At 62.2% G+C, this 19,003-nt stretch carries 24 protein-coding genes; 22 read left to right on the top strand and 2 right to left on the bottom strand.

The features are described 5' to 3' along the window. Positions 1-3 precede the first annotated feature (3 nt). From rplF to dsbD, 15 genes are all read left to right on the top strand, one after another. The gene (gene rplF, locus BM136_RS22180; protein ID WP_004634491.1) at positions 4-537 is read left to right on the top strand and encodes a 50S ribosomal protein L6; all 534 of its coding nucleotides are present in this window, start codon (positions 4-6) and stop codon (positions 535-537) included. Between the two features lie 11 nt (positions 538-548). After that, positions 549-905, top strand: coding sequence for a 50S ribosomal protein L18 (rplR, locus tag BM136_RS22175; RefSeq protein WP_004634492.1), 357 nt, complete (start codon positions 549-551; stop codon positions 903-905). Positions 906-926: 21 nt separating this feature from the next. Continuing rightward, the gene (gene rpsE / locus BM136_RS22170; protein ID WP_004634493.1) at positions 927-1,445 is read left to right on the top strand and encodes a 30S ribosomal protein S5; all 519 of its coding nucleotides are present in this window, start codon (positions 927-929) and stop codon (positions 1,443-1,445) included. Between the two features lie 22 nt (positions 1,446-1,467). Continuing rightward, positions 1,468-1,650 carry a 50S ribosomal protein L30 gene (rpmD, locus tag BM136_RS22165; RefSeq protein ID WP_003264137.1) on the top strand — a complete coding sequence of 61 codons (183 nt, stop codon included), beginning with the start codon at positions 1,468-1,470 and terminating at the stop codon, positions 1,648-1,650. A gap of 18 nt (positions 1,651-1,668) precedes the next feature. After that, positions 1,669-2,100: a 50S ribosomal protein L15 gene (rplO, locus tag BM136_RS22160; protein ID WP_024977880.1), complete on the top strand. Its 432-nt coding sequence runs from the start codon at positions 1,669-1,671 to the stop codon at positions 2,098-2,100. 57 nt (positions 2,101-2,157) lie between these two features. After that, a complete protein-coding gene (secY, locus tag BM136_RS22155) occupies positions 2,158-3,480 on the top strand; it encodes a preprotein translocase subunit SecY (protein WP_009277656.1) in 1,323 nt (440 codons plus the stop codon). 26 nt (positions 3,481-3,506) lie between these two features. Beyond that, complete coding sequence (gene infA, locus BM136_RS22150; RefSeq protein ID WP_003264140.1) at positions 3,507-3,725, top strand: translation initiation factor IF-1; 219 nt, start codon at positions 3,507-3,509, stop codon at positions 3,723-3,725. Positions 3,726-3,755: 30 nt separating this feature from the next. Then, positions 3,756-3,872, top strand: coding sequence for a 50S ribosomal protein L36 (rpmJ, locus tag BM136_RS22145; RefSeq protein WP_003264141.1), 117 nt, complete (start codon positions 3,756-3,758; stop codon positions 3,870-3,872). Positions 3,873-3,893: 21 nt separating this feature from the next. Then, complete coding sequence (gene rpsM, locus BM136_RS22140) at positions 3,894-4,259, top strand: 30S ribosomal protein S13 (RefSeq protein ID WP_004634501.1); 366 nt, start codon at positions 3,894-3,896, stop codon at positions 4,257-4,259. Between the two features lie 24 nt (positions 4,260-4,283). Next, positions 4,284-4,685, top strand: a complete 402-nt coding sequence (gene rpsK / locus BM136_RS22135) for a 30S ribosomal protein S11 (RefSeq protein ID WP_003264143.1) — start codon at positions 4,284-4,286, stop codon at positions 4,683-4,685. 203 nt (positions 4,686-4,888) lie between these two features. Then, a complete protein-coding gene (rpsD, locus tag BM136_RS22130) occupies positions 4,889-5,512 on the top strand; it encodes a 30S ribosomal protein S4 (RefSeq protein ID WP_092975823.1) in 624 nt (207 codons plus the stop codon). A 239-nt stretch (positions 5,513-5,751) separates the two neighbouring features. Continuing rightward, positions 5,752-6,732 (top strand): DNA-directed RNA polymerase subunit alpha, encoded by a 981-nt coding sequence (rpoA, locus tag BM136_RS22125; protein ID WP_004634508.1) that lies wholly within the window; start codon positions 5,752-5,754, stop codon positions 6,730-6,732. Positions 6,733-6,886: 154 nt separating this feature from the next. After that, on the top strand, positions 6,887-7,285 hold the full coding sequence (gene rplQ, locus BM136_RS22120; RefSeq protein WP_024977878.1) for a 50S ribosomal protein L17: 399 nt from the start codon (positions 6,887-6,889) through the stop codon (positions 7,283-7,285). A gap of 158 nt (positions 7,286-7,443) precedes the next feature. Then, positions 7,444-7,782 (top strand): divalent-cation tolerance protein CutA, encoded by a 339-nt coding sequence (gene cutA / locus BM136_RS22115; RefSeq protein WP_092975820.1) that lies wholly within the window; start codon positions 7,444-7,446, stop codon positions 7,780-7,782. Positions 7,783-7,800: 18 nt separating this feature from the next. Further along, positions 7,801-9,633 (top strand): protein-disulfide reductase DsbD, encoded by a 1,833-nt coding sequence (gene dsbD / locus BM136_RS22110; RefSeq protein WP_092975818.1) that lies wholly within the window; start codon positions 7,801-7,803, stop codon positions 9,631-9,633. On the opposite strand, the gene hemB is transcribed toward dsbD, so the two are convergent. Continuing rightward, positions 9,634-10,629 carry a porphobilinogen synthase gene (gene hemB / locus BM136_RS22105; RefSeq protein WP_024977875.1) on the bottom strand — a complete coding sequence of 332 codons (996 nt, stop codon included), beginning with the start codon at positions 10,627-10,629 and terminating at the stop codon, positions 9,634-9,636. It lies immediately after the preceding gene. Positions 10,630-10,779: 150 nt separating this feature from the next. Beyond that, positions 10,780-11,481 carry a ribosome biogenesis GTP-binding protein YihA/YsxC gene (yihA, locus tag BM136_RS22100; protein WP_092975815.1) on the bottom strand — a complete coding sequence of 234 codons (702 nt, stop codon included), beginning with the start codon at positions 11,479-11,481 and terminating at the stop codon, positions 10,780-10,782. A gap of 255 nt (positions 11,482-11,736) precedes the next feature. Between yihA and BM136_RS22095 the strand changes: the two genes are divergently transcribed. From BM136_RS22095 to msrP, 7 genes are all read left to right on the top strand, one after another. Then, positions 11,737-12,396, top strand: a complete 660-nt coding sequence (locus BM136_RS22095) for a c-type cytochrome (protein WP_092975812.1) — start codon at positions 11,737-11,739, stop codon at positions 12,394-12,396. 112 nt (positions 12,397-12,508) lie between these two features. Further along, the gene (locus BM136_RS22090; protein ID WP_092975809.1) at positions 12,509-14,713 is read left to right on the top strand and encodes a cytochrome c biogenesis protein ResB; all 2,205 of its coding nucleotides are present in this window, start codon (positions 12,509-12,511) and stop codon (positions 14,711-14,713) included. Between the two features lie 7 nt (positions 14,714-14,720). Further along, positions 14,721-15,908 (top strand): c-type cytochrome biogenesis protein CcsB, encoded by a 1,188-nt coding sequence (gene ccsB / locus BM136_RS22085; protein ID WP_092975806.1) that lies wholly within the window; start codon positions 14,721-14,723, stop codon positions 15,906-15,908. Positions 15,909-16,016: 108 nt separating this feature from the next. Next, positions 16,017-16,445: a COG4315 family predicted lipoprotein gene (locus BM136_RS22080; protein ID WP_092975803.1), complete on the top strand. Its 429-nt coding sequence runs from the start codon at positions 16,017-16,019 to the stop codon at positions 16,443-16,445. 25 nt (positions 16,446-16,470) lie between these two features. Beyond that, positions 16,471-17,043: an RNA polymerase sigma factor gene (locus BM136_RS22075; RefSeq protein WP_092975800.1), complete on the top strand. Its 573-nt coding sequence runs from the start codon at positions 16,471-16,473 to the stop codon at positions 17,041-17,043. Between the two features lie 8 nt (positions 17,044-17,051). Beyond that, entirely contained in the window at positions 17,052-17,912 is an 861-nt protein-coding gene (locus tag BM136_RS22070; protein ID WP_092975797.1) for an anti-sigma factor family protein, read from the top strand. A gap of 93 nt (positions 17,913-18,005) precedes the next feature. Then, on the top strand, positions 18,006-19,001 hold the full coding sequence (gene msrP / locus BM136_RS22065; protein WP_092975794.1) for a protein-methionine-sulfoxide reductase catalytic subunit MsrP: 996 nt from the start codon (positions 18,006-18,008) through the stop codon (positions 18,999-19,001). Positions 19,002-19,003: the final 2 nt, after the last annotated feature.

Below are 19,003 nucleotides of genomic sequence, written 5' to 3'. Positions count from 1 at the left end.
ACCATGTCTCGCGTAGGTAAGGCTCCCATCGCGCTGCCCAAGGGCGCTGAAGTCAATTTCGCAGGAGGTCTGCTGACCGTTAAGGGCCCGCTGGGCACCCTGACGCAGCCGATTCACTCGCTTGTCAAGGTCAACACCGACAACGGCACGATCACGTTCGCGCCGGCAGATGAGTCGCGTGAAGCCAATGCGCTGCAAGGTACGATGCGCGCCCTGACGGCCAACATGGTCAAGGGTGTGACGACGGGCTTCGAGCGCAAGCTGAACCTGGTCGGCGTGGGTTACCGAGCATCGGTTCAGGGCACCGCTCTGAAACTGCAACTCGGTTTCTCGCACGACGTGATCCATGAGATGCCGGAAGGCGTGAAGGCGGAAACGCCGACGCAGACCGAAATCATCATCAAGGGTTCGGACAAGCAAAAAGTTGGTCAGGTCGCCGCTGAAGTGCGTGGTTATCGTCCGCCGGAGCCCTACAAGGGCAAGGGTGTGCGCTACGCCGATGAGCGTGTGATCCTGAAGGAAACCAAGAAGAAGTAAGGGTGCACATCATGAACAAAAATGACTCGCGTCTGCGCCGTGCACGTCAGACCCGCCTGAAAATTGCGGAACTGAGCGTCGCCCGTCTGGCTGTGCACCGTACGAACCTGCACATTTATGCGCAGGTCTTCTCGGAAGATGGCACCAAGGTCCTGGCTTCGGCCTCGACGGCGGAAGCCGAAGTCCGCAAGGAACTGAACGGCAACGGTGGCAACACCGCTGCTGCCACCCTGGTGGGTAAGCGTATCGCTGAGAAGGCGAAGGCTGCCGGCATCGAAGCCGTGGCGTTCGATCGCTCGGGTTTCCGTTATCACGGTCGCGTGAAGGCTCTGGCCGACGCGGCACGCGAAGCTGGCCTGAAGTTCTAAGCCGGCATAGAGGATATCGTCATGGCAAAAATTCAACCTAAGGTCCAAGGGGACGAACGCGACGACGGTCTTCGCGAGAAGATGATCGCGGTCAACCGTGTGACCAAGGTGGTCAAGGGCGGCCGGATTCTCGGTTTCGCTGCTCTGACTGTGGTCGGCGACGGCGACGGCCGTATCGGCATGGGCAAGGGTAAGGCTAAGGAAGTCCCGGTGGCCGTGCAGAAGGCGATGGACGAAGCCCGTCGCAAGATGGTCAAGGTCCCGCTGAAGAACGGTACGCTGCAGCACGAAGTGGTTGGCAAGCATGGCGCCGCAAAGGTGCAGATGATGCCCGCGAAGGACGGTACTGGCGTGATCGCCGGCGGCCCGATGCGCGCCATCTTCGAAGTGATGGGCGTGACGAACATCGTGACCAAGTCGCACGGTTCGACCAATCCTTACAACATGGTGCGCGCAACGCTGGATGGCCTGCGCAAGATGAGCACCCCGGCCGAAGTTGCCGCCAAGCGTGGCAAGTCGGTCGAAGAGATCCTCGGCTAAGCCGAAGGGATAGGTGAACGATATGTCGCAGAAAACCGTGAAAGTCCAACTCGTGCGCAGCCTGATCGGTACGCGCGAAGACCACCGCGCCACGGTGCGCGGCCTGGGCCTGCGCCGCATGAACTCGGTGTCCGAATTGCAGGACACGCCCGCAGTGCGCGGCATGATCAACAAGGTGTCCTACCTGGTCAAGGTCATCGGCTAAGGCAAGACGGAGAAGAGCATGCAACTGAATAACCTGAAGCCGGCAGCCGGCTCCAAGCACGCCAAGCGCCGCGTTGGTCGCGGTATTGGCTCGGGCCTGGGCAAGACGGCTGGTCGTGGTCACAAGGGTCAGAAGTCGCGTTCGGGTGGTTTCCACAAGGTCGGCTTTGAAGGCGGCCAGATGCCCCTGCATCGTCGTCTGCCCAAGCGCGGTTTCACCTCGCTGACCAAGGAATTCACCGCTGAAGTGCGTCTGGGCGACCTGGCGGGCCTGCCGATCGAAGAAATCGATCTGCTGTCCCTCAAGCAAGCCGGCCTCGTCGGCGAGATGGTCAAGAGCGCCAAGGTGATCCTGTCGGGCGAAATCGACAAGAAGGTAACTCTGAAGGGTATCGGCGCGACGGCTGGGGCGAAAGCTGCAATCGAAGCGGCTGGTGGCTCGCTGGCCTAATAGCCTGCTGTTTCACGTTGACGGAGCATCCGTTTGGCCACGGCGAAACCTAATGTGATGGCCCAGGCCAAGAACACGGCCAAGTACGGCGATCTTCGCCGTCGGCTGGTGTTCCTGGTTCTGGCATTGCTGGTGTACCGGATCGGCGCGCACATTCCTGTGCCGGGTATCGATCCGGATCAACTGGCGCAGCTTTTCCAACGGCAGTCGGGCGGCATCCTCGGGATGTTCAACCTGTTCTCCGGCGGCGCGCTGTCGCGTTTCACGGTGTTTGCGTTGGGGATCATGCCGTACATCTCGGCGTCGATCATCATGCAACTGCTGACGATCGTGCTGCCGCAGCTGGAATCGTTGAAGAAGGAGGGTCAAGCCGGCCAGCGCAAGATTACGCAGTACACGCGCTACGGTACGGTCGTCCTGGCAACGTTCCAGGCGCTTGGGATTGCAGTGGCGCTCGAAGCGCAGCCGGGTCTGGTGTTGGACCCGGGTCTGATGTTCCGGGCCACCGCAGTGATTACGCTGGTGACGGGTACGATGTTCCTGATGTGGCTGGGTGAGCAGATCACCGAGCGTGGTCTGGGCAACGGGATTTCGATCATCATTTTTGGCGGAATCGCTGCAGGGCTGCCCAACGCGATCGGCGGGTTGTTCGAGCTGGTGCGTACGGGTTCGATGGGAATCTTCTCAGCGATCCTGGTGGTGGCGATTATCGGTGCGGTGACGTTTGTGGTTGTGTTCATTGAACGCGGCCAGCGCAAGATCCTCGTCAACTACGCCAAGCGGCAGGTTGGTAACAAGATTTATGGTGGGCAGTCGTCGCATCTGCCGCTGAAGTTGAATATGGCTGGGGTGATTCCGCCGATCTTTGCATCGTCGATCATTCTGTTCCCGGCCACGATCGCGGGCTGGTTTACAGCCGGTAACTCGACGAATCCGGTCGCACGGGTCGTCAAGGATCTGGCAGCGACGCTGTCGCCGGGTCAGCCGGTGTACATCCTGCTGTATGCGGCGGCGATCATCTTCTTCTGTTTCTTCTACACCGCGCTGGTCTATAACAGCCGCGAGGTGGCGGATAACCTGAAGAAGAGTGGGGCGTTCATTCCGGGCATCCGTCCGGGCGAGCAAACCACGCGGTATATCGACAAGATTCTGGTGCGTTTGACCCTGGCGGGTGCGATCTACATCACGCTGGTGTGTCTGTTGCCGGAGTTCTTGGTACTGCGCTGGAATGTGCCGTTCTACTTTGGTGGGACATCCCTGTTGATCATCGTGGTTGTCACGATGGACTTCATGGCGCAAGTGCAGTCCTACGTGATGTCTCAGCAGTACGAGTCTTTGATGAAGAAGGCGAATTTCAAGGGAAACCTGACGCTCCGCTAGGAGTGATCGCACGAACCTGAAGGGACATGGCTAAAGATGACGTGATCCAGATGCAGGGCGAGGTGCTGGAAAACCTCCCCAACGCAACGTTTCGCGTCAAGCTGGAGAACGGCCACGTAGTGTTAGGCCATATTTCCGGCAAGATGCGTATGCATTACATCCGTATCTTGCCCGGGGACAAGGTGACGGTCGAATTGACCCCGTATGATCTGTCCCGCGCGCGCATCGTATTCCGGGCGAAGTGAGCGGACTGGAATTGAAGGAAGAGGAAAATCATGAAAGTGCTGGCTTCTGTTAAGCGCATTTGCCGCAACTGCAAAATCATCAAGCGCAAGGGCGTGGTGCGTGTGATCTGCTCGTCGGACCCGCGTCATAAGCAGCGCCAAGGCTAATTTCGCAAAGAGGATTGACGAATGGCACGTATCGCAGGGGTCAACATCCCCAACCACAAACATACCGTGATTGGCCTGACGGCGATCTACGGTATTGGCCGCTCGCGCGCTCAAAAGATTTGCGAGGCTACTGGCATCCCGACCGACAAGAAGGTCAAAGACCTGACAGATCCGGACCAGGACGCGCTGCGTAAGGAAATCGAGAAGTTCCTCGTCGAAGGCGATCTGCGCCGCGAAACGACGATGAACATCAAGCGCCTGATGGATCTGGGCTGCTACCGTGGCGTGCGCCATCGCAAGGGCCTGCCGATGCGTGGTCAGCGTACCCGCACCAATGCCCGTACCCGTAAGGGTCCGCGCAAGGCCGGCGTCGCGCTCAAGAAGTAATCCGTCGGGTAAAGGATAGGAACTATGGCAAAAGCAGCGAATACCGCCGCCCAGCGCGCGCGCAAGAAGGTTCGCAAGAACGTCGCGGACGGCATCGCGCACGTTCACGCGTCGTTCAACAACACGATCATCACGATCACCGACCGTCAGGGCAATGCGCTGTCGTGGGCGACGTCGGGTGGCCAAGGCTTCAAGGGCTCGCGTAAGTCGACCCCGTTCGCCGCTCAGGTAGCTGCTGAGAGTGCCGGCCGCGTGGCGCAGGACCAAGGCATCAAGAACCTGGAAGTGCGCATCAAGGGCCCGGGCCCGGGTCGCGAATCGGCTGTGCGTGCTCTGAACAACCTGGGTATCAAGATCCAGTTGATCGAAGACGTGACGCCGGTGCCGCATAATGGCTGCCGTCCGCCGAAGCGTCGCCGCATCTAAGTGATTCGACCGACCGCGCCAGTTGCTGGCGAGGTCGGTCTGCGGGTGCTATACTTGCCCGCTTGCCTGTCTTCCGGATTTCCCGGAAGGCGGGTTTCGTCTTTTCATAAGCCCACTGTTCGCTGCAGTCCTGTTGATGGGACTGAGCAGGCGGACCATCCGAGGCCGCGCGCCACGGATGACTGATAACGAAGGAACATAACGTGGCACGCTATACCGGTCCCAAGGCGAAACTGTCTCGCCGCGAAGGTACTGACCTTTTCCTGAAGAGCGCACGCCGCTCACTCGCCGACAAGTGCAAGCTGGACAGCAAGCCTGGTCAGCATGGCCGCACTTCCGGCGCTCGCACCTCCGACTACGGCAACCAGCTGCGTGAAAAACAGAAGGTCAAGCGCATCTACGGCGTGCTGGAGCGTCAATTCCGCCGTTACTTCGCTGAAGCCGATCGCCGCAAGGGCAACACGGGTGAAACCCTGCTGCAACTGCTGGAATCGCGCCTGGACAACGTTGTCTACCGCATGGGCTTTGGCTCGACCCGCGCAGAAGCGCGTCAGCTGGTGTCGCACAAGGCGATCCTGGTGAACGGTCAAGCTCTGAACGTGCCCTCGGCTCAGGTGAAGTCGGGCGACGTGATTGCCATCCGCGAAAAGTCGAAGAAGCAAGTGCGTATTGCCGAATCGCTGTCGCTGGCTGAGCAGACCGGTTTCCCGATCTGGGTTGCGGTCGATGCCAAGAAGATGGAAGGCACCTTCAAGCAAGCCCCGGATCGCGCGGATATTGCCGGCGACATCAACGAAAGCCTGATCGTCGAACTGTATTCGCGTTAATGACGACGCCCGTACTGCAAGGTGCGGGCTCGCGAGCCTTCTGGGGACGCTCATCGTCAACGACATTGTGTTCGCGCGCCTGCAGTACTCAGGCGCAGAGCCAATCCGAATCGTTACATGCCGCAACATGGTTGCGGCATGTACATCTTCCGTCGCAATGTCCGCGATGGAACCTTTCCAGTCCAATCCGTCAGCCTTATCGGTGTAACGAGCCGAGGGTATTGAAATAGGACAACCTAATGCAAACAGCACTCCTGAAGCCCAAAATTATTGCGGTTGAGCCGCTTGGCGATCATCACGCGAAGGTCGTCATGGAACCGTTCGAGCGCGGCTACGGCCACACGCTCGGTAACGCGCTGCGCCGCGTGCTGCTGTCGTCGATGGTCGGCTATGCCCCGACCGAAGTCACGATCGCTGGGGTGGTCCACGAATATTCCACCATCGACGGCGTGCAGGAAGATGTCGTCAACCTGCTGCTGAACCTGAAGGGCGTGGTGTTCAAGCTGCACAACCGTGATGAAGTCACGGTGTCGCTGCGCAAGGAAGGCGAGGGTGTGGTGACCGCCGCTGATATCGAGCTGCCGCACGATGTCGAGATCATCAATCCGGGTCACGTGATCGCCAACCTGTCGGCTGGTGGCAAGCTGGATCTGCAATTGAAGGTCGAGCAAGGCCGCGGCTATGTGCCGGGCAACGTGCGCAAGTTTGGCGATGAGTCGAGCAAGGTCATCGGCCGCATCGTGCTGGACGCCTCTTTCGCACCGGTGCGCCGTGTGTCGTATGCGGTTGAGTCTGCGCGTGTGGAACAGCGTACCGACCTCGACAAGCTGGTGATGAACATCGAGACCAACGGTGTGATCTCGCCGGAAGAAGCGATCCGCCAATCGGCTCGTATCCTGGTTGATCAGCTGTCGGTGTTCGCCGCGCTGGAAGGTACCGAGAGCGCCGCTGAGGCCGCTGCTGCCCGCGCACCGCAGATCGATCCGATCCTGCTGCGCCCGGTCGACGATCTGGAGCTGACGGTGCGTTCGGCCAACTGCCTGAAGGCCGAAAACATTTATTACATCGGCGATCTGATCCAGCGTACTGAGAACGAATTGCTCAAGACCCCGAACCTGGGTCGCAAGTCGCTCAACGAGATCAAGGAAGTCCTCGCATCGCGTGGCCTGACGCTCGGCATGAAGCTCGAGAACTGGCCGCCGGCAGGTCTCGAGAAGTAAGTTGCAATTGTCGGCCGGTGCCCGCGCATCGGCCGGTTTTCCCGCCATCGCTGTTTGGGTGGCTTATTGTTAAGGCTACCGGCCCGCGCCACGCAGCGTTGTTCACGCAGCGGCGATAGAAGAGCTGGTCAAACACTCTTAAGAAGGAATCATCATGCGTCACCGTCATGGTTTGCGGAAACTGAACCGCACCTCTTCGCACCGTCTCGCGATGCTGCGCAACATGTCCAACTCGCTGCTGCAGCACGAGCTGATCAAGACCACCCTGCCGAAGGCCAAGGAACTGCGCAAGGTTGTTGAGCCGCTGATCACGCTGGCCAAGAAGGACACCGTTGCCAACCGCCGTCTGGCCTTTGCCCGCCTGCGCGACCGCGATATGGTTACCAAGCTGTTCAACGAACTGGGCCCGCGTTTCGCGACCCGTCCGGGCGGCTACACCCGTATCCTGAAGTTCGGCTTCCGCCAGGGCGACAATGCGCCGATGGCACTGGTCGAACTGCTCGACCGTCCGGAAGTTGCCGAGGCTGTCGAAGTCGACGGCGCTGCCGAGTAAGGTCAGCCCAGGTTTGTCGGTGCGACATGGCGTCGCGCCGGCCAAGCCCCAGAATGCGTGCTGCCGCGCGCATTACAATGAAGCCAGGATTCGCCTCCTGGCTTTTTTGTTGCCCGCTTTCGGTGTTCTGGCTGTCGGCGTGCATCCTTGGAGTCTCTATGTCCGCCGGAACTGAAGTGCTGCTGGTACTGACCAACCTACCCGATGCCGAAAGCGCGGATCGCGTAACCAGGGTCGTGCTGGAATCTCGCACGGCGGCGTGCGTCAATCGCTTGCCGGCTTGTGCATCGACGTATTGGTGGAATGGCGCGATCGAGCATGCCGCCGAGATCCCGTTGCTGATCAAGACCACGCGGGCAGCTTACCCTGCGCTCGAAGCCGCGATCCGCAAGGCGCATCCATACGAGGTCCCAGAGATCGTCGCTCTGCCGGTGGCCATGGGCTTGCCAGCGTATCTTGCCTGGGTAGCCGACGAAACGTGCCAGCCTTCCAATTGATGTTCGATTGCCGTTGATATGACCTTTTCTTCGCTTGTGTCAGTGCGACGTGTGGTGCAGATGGTGATGCTGTTCGTCGCAGCGGCGACGCTGCCCATGCTCACGCATGCTGCTGACGATTTCCTGCCACCCGAGCAGGCATTCCGCTTCTCCGCCGCGCAAATCGACGGCCAGACTGTCGAAGTCAAGTTCGCCATTGCCGACGGCTACTACATGTATCGCGAGCGCTTCGCGGTGGCGTCGGATCCGGCAACCGTCATGCTGATGCCGCCTGACATGCCAGCAGGCAAGGTCAAGTTCGACGAAACCTTCAATAAGGACGTTGAGACCTATCGGCATGATGTCGCATTCCGTGTAAAGGCGCAGAACGCCACGGCACCATTCACGCTGATCGTCACCTCCCAAGGGTGTGCTGATCAGGGCCTGTGCTATCCGCCCATGAAGAGCCGGTTTATGGTGGAGTCCGCAACGGCGTTGCCCGGCGAGCCGACCGCAAGCGGTAACGACGCCAGCTCCGGCGACGCCCTCGACCGCATCGCCAGCACGCTCGGCAGCGGCAATCTGGGAGCGATTGCGGCGTTGTTCTTTGGGCTTGGGTTGCTGCTGACCTTCACGCCGTGCGTGCTGCCGATGCTCCCGATCCTGTCGGCGATCGTGGTTGGCGAACACGCGACGCGTTCGCGCGCAGCCATGGTGTCGGCCGCATACGTGCTCGGTATGGCAGTGGTCTATACCGTCGTGGGTGTGGCAGCCGGCTTGGCGGGGCAAGGCTTGCAAGCCGCGTTGCAGAACGCATGGGTGCTGGGCGCGTTTGCTGTATTGATGGTGGCGCTGTCGCTGTCGATGTTTGGCCTGTACGAACTCCAGTTACCAGCAGCTTGGCGCGATCACCTCACAAAAGCTTCCAGCAAGCATGGCGGCGGCGAGATTGTGGGAGCCGTCGTGATGGGTGCGCTGTCGGCGTTGATTGTGTCGCCGTGTGTGACGCCGGCATTGGCGGGCGCGCTGGCCTATATCGCGCGGACCGGCAACGCCGCGATCGGCGGTATGGCGTTGTTTGCGATGTCGATCGGCATGGGCGTGCCGCTCGTGCTTGTGGGTGTGGGGGCGGGCAACCTGCTGCCGCGCGCTGGTCACTGGCTGATCGTCACCAAGGCGGTGTTCGGTTTCATCCTGCTGGCTGTGGCGCTTTGGATCTTGCAGCCGGTGTTGCCAGTGTGGGCGGGAATGGTCGCCTGGGGTGGGTTGCTGATCGGTGCGGCGGTGTTTCTGCGGACATTCGATTCGCTGCCGGATGGCGCGGGCAACGTGCAGCGCTTGGGCAAGGCCGCAGGTGTGTTGTTCGCGCTGGCGGGTGCGGCGCAACTGGTTGGCGTCGCCGCTGGGGGGCGCGATCCGCTGCAACCGCTGAGCGGATTGATTCGCGCATCGGCGGGCACGTCCGCGCAAGCCGAAGCACACGGCGTGACATTCAAGCGCGTGAAGAGCATCGCCGAACTCGATGACGAAGTGCGCAACGCGAGCGCATCGGGTCGTGCGGTGATGCTCGATTTCTACGCCGACTGGTGCGTCAGCTGCAAAGAGATGGAGCGCCTGACCTTTACCGATGCGCGGGTGCGCAAGGCACTTGCCGATGTGGTGGTGCTGCAGGCCGACGTGACGGCCAACAACGCGGATGATCAAGCGCTGCTTAAGCGCTTTGGTTTGTTCGGCCCGCCCGGCACGATCTTCTTCGATTCGCAGGGTCGCGAACTGAAAGCGCGCGTGGTTGGTTTTGAGCGCGCCGACACCTTCCTGGAAAGCCTGCGCCGCGCGATCGGCACGACGCAGGCAGTCAAGCCGACGGCCTGATTACGCGCGCAGCAGGCGTGCGGCGTCCAGTGCGAAATACGTCAGGATGCCGTTCGCGCCGGCGCGCTTGAATGCCAGCAGCGATTCCAGCACGACCTTGTCGTGATCCAGCCAGCCGTTCTGCGCGGCGGCTTTCAGCATCGCGTATTCACCGCTGACCTGATAGACGTAGGTCGGAAAGCGAAACTCGTCCTTCACGCGGCGAACGATGTCGAGATACGGCATGCCGGGCTTGACCATCACCATGTCGGCGCCCTCGGCGATGTCGAGCGCCACTTCGCGCAGCGCTTCGTCCGAGTTGGCCGGGTCCATCTGGTAAGTCATCTTGTTGCTCTTGCCCAGATTGGCCGCCGAGCCCACTGCATCACGGAACGGGCCGTAGAACGCCGAAGCATATTTCGCCGCGTAGGCCATGATGCGCGTGTGGATGTGGTCGTCATTCTCCAGCGCCAGGCGAATCGCACCGATGCGGCCGTCCATCATGTCCGACGGCGCGACGATGTCCACGCCCGCCTCGGCTTGCACCAGGGCCTGGCGCATCAGGATATCCACCGTCTCTTCGTTGAGGACATATCCGTTGGCGTCGAGCACGCCGTCCTGGCCATGGCTCGTGTACGGATCGAGCGCCACATCGGTCAGGATGCCCAATTCAGGGAAGCGCGCCTTGAGCGCCTTTACCGCGCGCGGGATCAGGCCATCCGCATTGGTGGCCTCGATGCCATCCGGCGTCTTGAGCGAGGGCTCGATAACGGGGAAGAGCGCCAACACCGGGACGCCAAGCTGCACGCACTGCTCGGCCACGCTCAGCAATACATCGATCGACACACGCTCGACACCGGGCATCGACGGCACAGCCTGGCGCACATTGGTGCCTTCGAGGATGAAGACGGGATAGATCAGGTCGTCGGGAGTGAGGCGCGATTCGCGCATCATGCGGCGGGAGAAATCGTCGCGGCGCATGCGGCGCGGACGATGGTCGGGGAAGCTCGCGATCATTTCAGCAGACCCTAAGAACACACTGTGAAGTTTCGAAACCTTTGTCGCGATTATCCATCCTATGCACGGACAATGCGCCAGCGACGCTGATGCAGCGTCCCCCGCGGCTCCTCCCTGACGCGGGTTCCCATCGATGGCTCGATGGGGTCGTTACCCCCGTTGCGCGTTTGGCGACGGGGTTTTTTTTGCCTGCTCGGCGTGCGGCTCCGGTTCCAGCGCCTCCGGCAGGCACAGCCAGCCTGCGACAATTCGCTGCGCCTCTTCGATGCCGCGGCGCTTCAGGCTGGAGAACAGCTGCACCGTGAGCGACACATCGCCGTCGATCTGCGCGCGGTAATCGGCCAGCACCTTGCGTGCCGCCATGAGCGCGCGCGAGGCGTCGTTGTTGGTCAGCTTGTCCGCTTTCGTGAGCAGCACATGGATAGGCTTGCCCGTCGGCAGGAACCACTCGACCATCTGGCAATCGAGGTCGGTAAACGGACGGCGCGCATCCATCATGATGACGAGCCCCGCGAGTTGCTGGCGCGCCTTGACGTAGTCGCCCAGCAGGTGAACCCAGTGCGATTTGGTTTCGCCGGGGGCTTCGGCATAGCCGTAACCAGGCAGGTCGACGAGGAAGCCGAGCGGGTCTTCCGCCTTGGCAGGCATCACCGAGAAATAGTTGATGTGCTGGGTGCGGCCGGGCGTCTTACTGGAAAACGCCAGCCGCTTCTGATTGCACAGGATGTTGATCGCGGTGGATTTGCCTGCGTTGGAGCGGCCCGCAAACGCGACTTCCGGCACGGCGGTCGCCGGTAAATCACGCAGATGATTGACGGTGATGAAAAAACGGGCTTGATGCAGGAGCGACATGCGCGGCAGTACCTGTAAACTGCAGTTCAGAACTGCGTGGTTGCTGCGCCGCGAGGTCGCATTGCAGAGGTGTTATTGTACAATACGCCGGTTTACGGACGTCCCCACCAGATCCGTCGCAGGACCGCCCCGAGACCCGGGCCGGTCCGTTTTCATGCGCTGATCTGGCACGAGGAGAAGGGGGCGCCCGGCGCCGCAGGGTCCCGTATGGGCGGCGCACGCAGCATTCGAAAACAATCTAAACAAGGTGTGCGAATGAACCGCATCGCGAACGTTTTTGCTGTCGCAGCGCTGTCCCTGGCATCGGTCTTCTCCATGGCCCATGCCGAAGAGCAAAAAGTCGCCAAGGGCGACGCCGCGCGCGGCGAAACGATCTTCAACACCGGTGTGCCCGCCAATGGCGTGCCCGCGTGTACCAGTTGTCACGGTGCTGGCGGCAACAGCGCCATGAACGTCAACCCGAAGCTGGCTGGCCAGCACGCCGAATACGTCGAAAAGCAGCTCAAGGATTTCAAGGCCAAGACCGACCGTAACCAGCCGGTCATGTCGCTGTACGCCGGCGCCCTGTCGGATCAGGACATGAAGGACATTGGCGCCTACCTGGGCAAGCAAGCGGCTTGGAAGCCGGGCTCGGCCAAGAGCAAGGACACCATCGAACTGGGCCAGAAGCTGTATCGCGGCGGCGACGCCAAGCGCGGTATTGCCGCATGTGCAGGTTGCCACGGCCCGACGGGTGCCGGCATCCCGGCGCAATATCCGCGTATCGCTGGTCAGTTCTCTGAATACACTGAAGCGCAACTGGTTGCCTTCCAAAGCGGCACCCGCAAGAACAGCGTACAGATGCACGACCTGGCCGGTCGCATGACGGCCCAGCAGATCAAGGCGGTGGCCGACTACATTGCTGGCCTGCGCTAATCTGCCGCACCCGGCCGTCATGTGACGGTCGCACAATCAACAAGAAGAACAGGGTGGCAATGCGCCTGGCATCGCCACCCTGTTTTCGTTTTTGAACAGGTTGTCTCCCCGCATGTCTTCGGTCTCCACTTCCGGCGTCCAGATTCGTTCCCGCCGTCGCGCGCTGCGCGAGGCGGTCGAGTTGCTGTCGTCGATGCGCTTTGCGATCAGCCTCCTGACGGTGATCGCCATTGCCAGCGTGATCGGCACGGTGCTCAAGCAGAACGATCCGTACCCGAACTACGTCAACCAGTTTGGGCCGTTCTGGGCCGATGTGTTCCGTTCGCTGACGCTGCCCACGGTCTATAGCGCCTGGTGGTTTTTGCTGATCTTGGCGTTCTTGGTGGTGTCGACCTCGCTGTGCATCGTGCGCAATGCCCCCAAGATGCTGGCCGACATGCGCGCCTGGCGCGAGAACGTGCGCGAAGGCAGCCTGCGCGCGTTCCACCACCGGGACGAATTTGATTCACCCGTCGATATTGCAACCGTGACCGCACGCCTGGCCGCACTCGCCCAGAACCGCGGTTTCCGGATCAAGGCGTTCGCGCGCGATGGTGGTTCGACGCTCATCACAGCAAAGGCGGGGGCGGGTAACAAGATCGGCTACATCCTGGCGCACACGGCCATCGTCGTGATCTGTATCGGCGGGCTGCTGGACGGCGACATGATGATCCGTGCGCAGATGTGGTTTGGCGGCAAGTCGCCCATCAAGGGCAATGCGGTCATCAGCGACATTGGGTCGGAGCATCGGCTCTCGACGTCGAACCCGGGCTTCCGCGGTAATGCATTCGTGCCGGAAGGTTCGAGCGTCAGCACGGCGATCCTGAACATTGCCGACGGCGCGCTGATCCAGGACTTGCCGTTCATGATCACGCTCAAGAAGTTCACCGTTGAGCATTATTCGACCGGCATGCCAAAGCTGTTCGCTAGCGACATCGTCGTGACCGACCGTCGTACCGGTAAGCAGACCGCTGCGCGCGTGGAGGTGAACAAGCCGTTCGTGTATGACGGCGTGGCGATCTACCAGTCGAGCTTTGAAGATGGCGGCTCGAAACTCAAGCTGACCGGCTTCCCGATGCAAGGTGACAACGCCAAGACGTTCGATATGTCGGGCGTCGTGGGCGAAAGCTCCAAGCTCACCGGCAAGGGTGGCGACTACACGGTCGAGTTCTCCGACTTCCGCCTGATGAATGTCGAAACGGTGACGGACGCCTCGGGCAAGCAGGACGCTCGCGGCGTCGGCAAGAAGGGCGGTGCGGAAAGTGGTCTGCGCGCGGAGCTTGGCAACGTGACCAAGATGACGCGCGACCGCGACCTGCGCAACGTTGGCCCCTCGGTGCAGTACAAGCTGCGCGACGCCAACGGCCAGGCGCACGAGTTCAGTAATTACATGCAGCCGGTTACGCTGGATGGGCAGTCGGTGTTCCTTGCCGGCATGCGTTCACAGCCCGACGAGCCGTTCCGCTATCTGCGCATTCCTGCGGACGCACAAGGCAGCGTCGGCGACTGGATGCGCCTGCGCGCTGCGCTGCAAAATCCGGCGATGCGGGGCGAAGCGGCGCGCCGGTTTGCGCTGCTCTCCATGCCCGGCGAGCAGCGTGCGGAACTCCGCAGCCAGTTGATGGAAAGCGCCCGTCGCGCGCTCGATCTCTTTGCCGGTGCCGCCGATGTGAAGGACGGCTCCGCGGGTGCACAGGGCGGCTTCGCCGCAGTTGCCACGTTCCTGCAGAAATCGGTGCCCGAAGGCGAGCGCGAGAAGGCTGCCGATGTGCTGATGAAGATCATCAACAGCTCGATGTGGGAGTTGTGGCAACTGGCCCGCGCGCAGGACGGCCAACCAGCACCCATCGTGGATGCGGCCAGCAGCCAGTGGTTGCAAAGCGCCATCAACGCGCTGTCGGACAACGCCTTCTACGGTGCACCGGTGTATCTGCAGCTGACCGACTTCCAGCAAGTGCAGGCCAGCGTGTTCCAGCTCACACGTGCGCCGGGCAAAAACATCGTGTATCTTGGGTCGTTGCTGCTGGTGCTGGGCGTGTTCTCGATGTTTTACGTGCGAGAGCGCCGCTGGTGGCTGTGGATCCGGCCGCAATCCGGTCAGGCCAACGAAAGCGCCTCCGGCGCACATGTGCTGACCGCCATGTCGACCATGCGCCGCACGCTCGACTTCGACCGCGAGTTCGAGCGCCTCAAGCACGATATCCGCGCCGCGGCAGGAGCCCCGGGCGCCCCCGACGCCGCCAGTGCAGCGAGCGTCGACCCCAAACCAACGAAGTGAGCCGGTGATGGAAGCGAGCAATCCCCAAACGACTATGGCGAGCGCTGATCTGGGTGCGCTGCAGCGTCCCTCGTATTTCCGCCGCTTGGGCTGGTTTGACTGGCTGTTTGCTGCAATGCTGGCGGCCGGCGCAGGTTACGCCTTCTCCCGCTACGGCGCTTACATGGATGGTTACGAGCGCGGCATTCTCGTCGCTGCCGTGCCCGCCTTCGCATGGCTGGGCTGGACGTGGAAGCCGGTGCGCGTGCTGATGATTGGCATCGCCGTGTTGGCGCTGTTCGGTATCTCGCAATACGCCGGCGCCAATGGCCCGGATCTCGCCCGGGCCGAGCACGCCTTCTTTCTCAAGTATTTCCTTGCCAGTCAGTCGGCCATCCTGTGGATGAGCGCGCTGATCTTCCTGTCCACGCTGTTTTTCTGGACGGGTTTTCTGCTGCGCTGGGAGGCGGGTGGGTCGATCGGCAGCAAGCTGTGCTGGGCAGCCGTGGTGCTCGGCCTGACCGGCATGCTGGTGCGGTGGTACGAGTCGTACCTCGTGGGCGCAGACATTGGCCACATCCCCATCTCGAATCTGTACGAGGTGTTCATCCTCTTTACGCTGATCACCTCGCTCTTCTATCTGTACTACGAGCAGCGCTACAAGACGCGCGCGCTGGGGCCGTTCGTGATGCTGGTGGTGTCGGCGGCGGTGGGTTTTCTGCTGTGGTACACGGTGTCGCGCAGCGCGCAGGAGATCCAGCCGCTGGTGCCGGCACTGCAGAGCTGGTGGATGAAGATCCACGTACCGGCCAATTTCATCGGTTACGGCACGTTCGCGCTGTCGGCCATGGTCGGTGCGGCTTATCTGCTGAAGGAGCGCGGCGTGCTGGCCGATCGCCTGCCGTCGCTCGAAGTGCTGGACGATGTGATGTACAAGGCCATCACCGTGGGCTTTGCGTTCTTCACCATCGCCACGATTCTCGGCGCGCTGTGGGCGGCTGACGCCTGGGGCGGCTACTGGAGCTGGGACCCGAAGGAAACCTGGGCGCTGATCGTTTGGCTGAACTACGCCGCGTGGCTGCACATGCGCCTGATGAAGGGGCTGCGCGGTCGCATGGCAGCCTGGTGGGCGCTGATTGGCCTGTTGGTGACGACGTTCGCCTTCCTGGGCGTGAACATGTTCCTCTCGGGCCTGCACAGCTACGGCGAACTGTAAGCCGCAAGTCACAAAAAATTCTCGGCAGACTGGAATAAAGACGCGCTTAGCGTGTTTACTGCTCAGTGAGGGCGCGATCGGCGCGCCTCTCCATCCAAGGAGAACAAGATGAGCCAGTCTGCAGCTTCCCTGAAGTCGTTCAACCCGCGCGCCGCGTTGGCCGGCGCCGCGCTGCTTGCCGCATTCGGTTTGGCAGGCTGCAGCGGCATGGGCATGGGCGCGTCGTCCGCGCCGTCGGCCGTCAAGGTGACCAATGGCACGCTCACAGATGAGCACGGCATGGCGCTTTACACGTTCGACCGTGACGCCATGGCTGGCAAGAGCGCCTGCAACGGCAAGTGCGCCGAGAACTGGCCGCCGCTGGCAGCCAATGACGCCGACAAGCCGTCCGGCGACTACACCATCATCACGCGAGACGACGGCAAGAAACAGTGGGCCTATCGCGGCAAGCCGCTCTACCTCTGGAGCAAGGACAAGATGCCGGGCGACCAGACCGGAGACGGCTTCATGAACGTTTGGCACGTCGCCAAGCCGTAAGTACGACGCCTTCGCTCGCGCCCCTATGTCCGACCTGGCCAGCCGGCTGATTGCGCTCACACCACGCCTGCGCCGACACGCGCGCGGCCTGATGCGTGACGCCAGTCGTGCTGACGATCTTGTCCAGGACACGCTGGAACGCGCCTGGCGTTACCGCTGGCGCTTCCAACTGCGGCCCCGGCTTGGTTCGATCGGGCAGATTGGGGCGAAGGGCGAGGGCGACGGGCTGTTTGCGTGGCTGCTCACCATCATGCATCGGCTGCACCTGAACGCCGTGCGCCGGCCCGATCGGATCGAGCTGAGCGACTCACCTCCCGAGATCCCCGTCGACGACGATCCCGGCTTGCGCCGTGATCTGCTGCGTGCGCTGGCGACGCTGCCCGAAGATCAACGTGCTGTACTGCTGCTGGTGGGCTTGGAGCAGTTTGCCTACAAGGAAGCCGCCGACGTGCTAGGCGTGCCGGTGGGCACGGTGATGTCGCGGCTGTCGCGGGCGCGTGAGCGGATGCGCGTGGCGCTCGACGGTTCGCCCGAAGCGGCGCGTGCATCGGCTGCATCTGGCGACAGCAGCAGCGCAGCGCTGCACCGCGTGAAGTGAGGCTCGCCATGCCCTCCAATTCCATTCATATCGACGAACTTCACGCCTATGCCGACGGCCGCTTGCCCGCGGCGCGCCGCGCTGTCGTGGAGGCCTATCTTGCTGCGCACCCGCATGCAGCCGCCGAGGTCGCGGGCTGGCGCAAGACGGACGCGCAATTGCACTACGCGCTCGATCCGCTGCTCAACGAACCGGTGTCGCAGCGTCGCATTCCGGCGGCAATCTTGGCGGCGGCACGTCGCCCGACGACCAGCGGCTTTGGCGCAATGCGCAGCTGGAGCGCGGTGGCGCTGGGCGTCGTGTGCCTGGCCATTGGCTCGGGTGCCGGTTGGCTGGGCCGAGGTGCCGTCGAGCGCACCATGCCCATGCAGCGTTTCGCCAACGATGCACTCGTATCGCACGTCGTCTTTTCTCCCGAGTCGAAACATATGGTGGAGGTGCCGGCCGATGAAGAGGCGCATCTCGTCACATGGTTGTCGCGGCGGCTCGATGCGCAGTTGCGTGTTCCCGACCTGACGTCGCTCGGCTACCGGCTCATCGGCGGGCGCCAGACGGTGGTGGCGGATGCACCTACGGCCATGCTGATGTACGAGGGACGCGGCGGCACGCGTATCTCGTTGCAGTTGCGGCGCATGCCGAACAACCGCGATACGGGCTTCCGGCTGGAGACGCTCGCCCCGGACAACCGCGTGCTGCAGGCGATTCATCCTGCTGTGGATCACCCGCCACCGATGGCGTTCTACTGGGCTGATCGCGGCCTGGGGTTTGCGGTCGCCGGCCCGCTGGCGCGGCCGCAGTTGCTGGAAGTGGCCCAGGTGGTCTATCGGCAGTACAGCGAATTCACCGGACCAGCGCCCCGCAAGGAATAGCGCCATATTTTTTTCCGCGCTTTGTCAGGTTGGCGGCGCGGGCACGACCAACGCACATGGGACAGCGTTCCCGCACAACGAGGACCACGAATCATGTTGATCAAGACTGACCGCTGGCTGCGTGGCGACGACATCCCCGCCAGCGAGATCACACCGCAGCACATCTTCGAGCAGCGCCGCCGTTTCTTGGCCGCTGCCGCCATGGGTGCGGCCGGCGCGACGCTGGCGCCGTGGGCGTCGCGCGAGGCCTTTGCCGCCAACCCTTCGCTGGCAAAGTTGCCCGGCAAGCCGAATCCTGCGTACACGACCGTGGAGAAAGCCACCCCGTACGACCAGGTCACCACGTACAACAACTTCTACGAGTTCGGCACCGACAAGGCTGACCCGGCGCGCTATGCCGGTACGCTGCGCCCGCACCCGTGGCAAGTCAGCGTGGAGGGTTTGGTGAAAACCCCCAAAACCTACGACCTGGACGACCTGATGAAGCTCGCGCCGATGGAAGAGCGTGTCTACCGCCTGCGTTGCGTCGAGGGCTGGTCGATGGTGATTCCGTGGGTGGGCTTCCCGCTGGCCGAGTTGATCAAGCGGGTGGAGCCCCAGGGCAGCGCCAAGTACATCCAGTTCATCTCGCTGGCCGACAAACGGCAGATGCCCGGCGTCAGCAGCCCCGTGCTCGAGTGGCCGTACAGCGAAGGCTTGCGCCTGGACGAGGCGATGCATCCGCTGGCGCTGCTCACCTTTGGCCTTTACGGCCAGGTGCTGCCGAACCAGAACGGTGCGCCCGTGCGCGTGATCGTGCCGTGGAAGTACGGCTTCAAGAGCGCGAAGTCGATCGTCAAGATCCGCTTTGTCGACAAGCAACCGCCGACGAGCTGGAACCTTGCTGCGGCCAACGAATATGGCTTCTATTCCAACGTGAACCCGACCGTGGATCACCCGCGCTGGAGCCAAGCCACTGAACGCCGCATCGGCGAGGACAAAGGCGGCTTCGGCGGCCTGTTCGCGCCCAAGCGCAAGACGCTGATGTTCAACGGCTACGAGCAGGTCGCCCCGCTGTACGCGGGCATGGACCTGCGCAAGAACTTCTGAGG

Origin of the sequence: Ralstonia sp. NFACC01, from assembly GCF_900115545.1 — a bacterium.
In the GTDB taxonomy this organism is placed as follows: Bacteria; Pseudomonadota; Gammaproteobacteria; order Burkholderiales; family Burkholderiaceae; genus Ralstonia; species Ralstonia mojiangensis.
The sequence above is the reverse complement of the archived record's forward strand: the minus strand, read 5'-3'. Positions and strand labels throughout refer to the sequence as shown.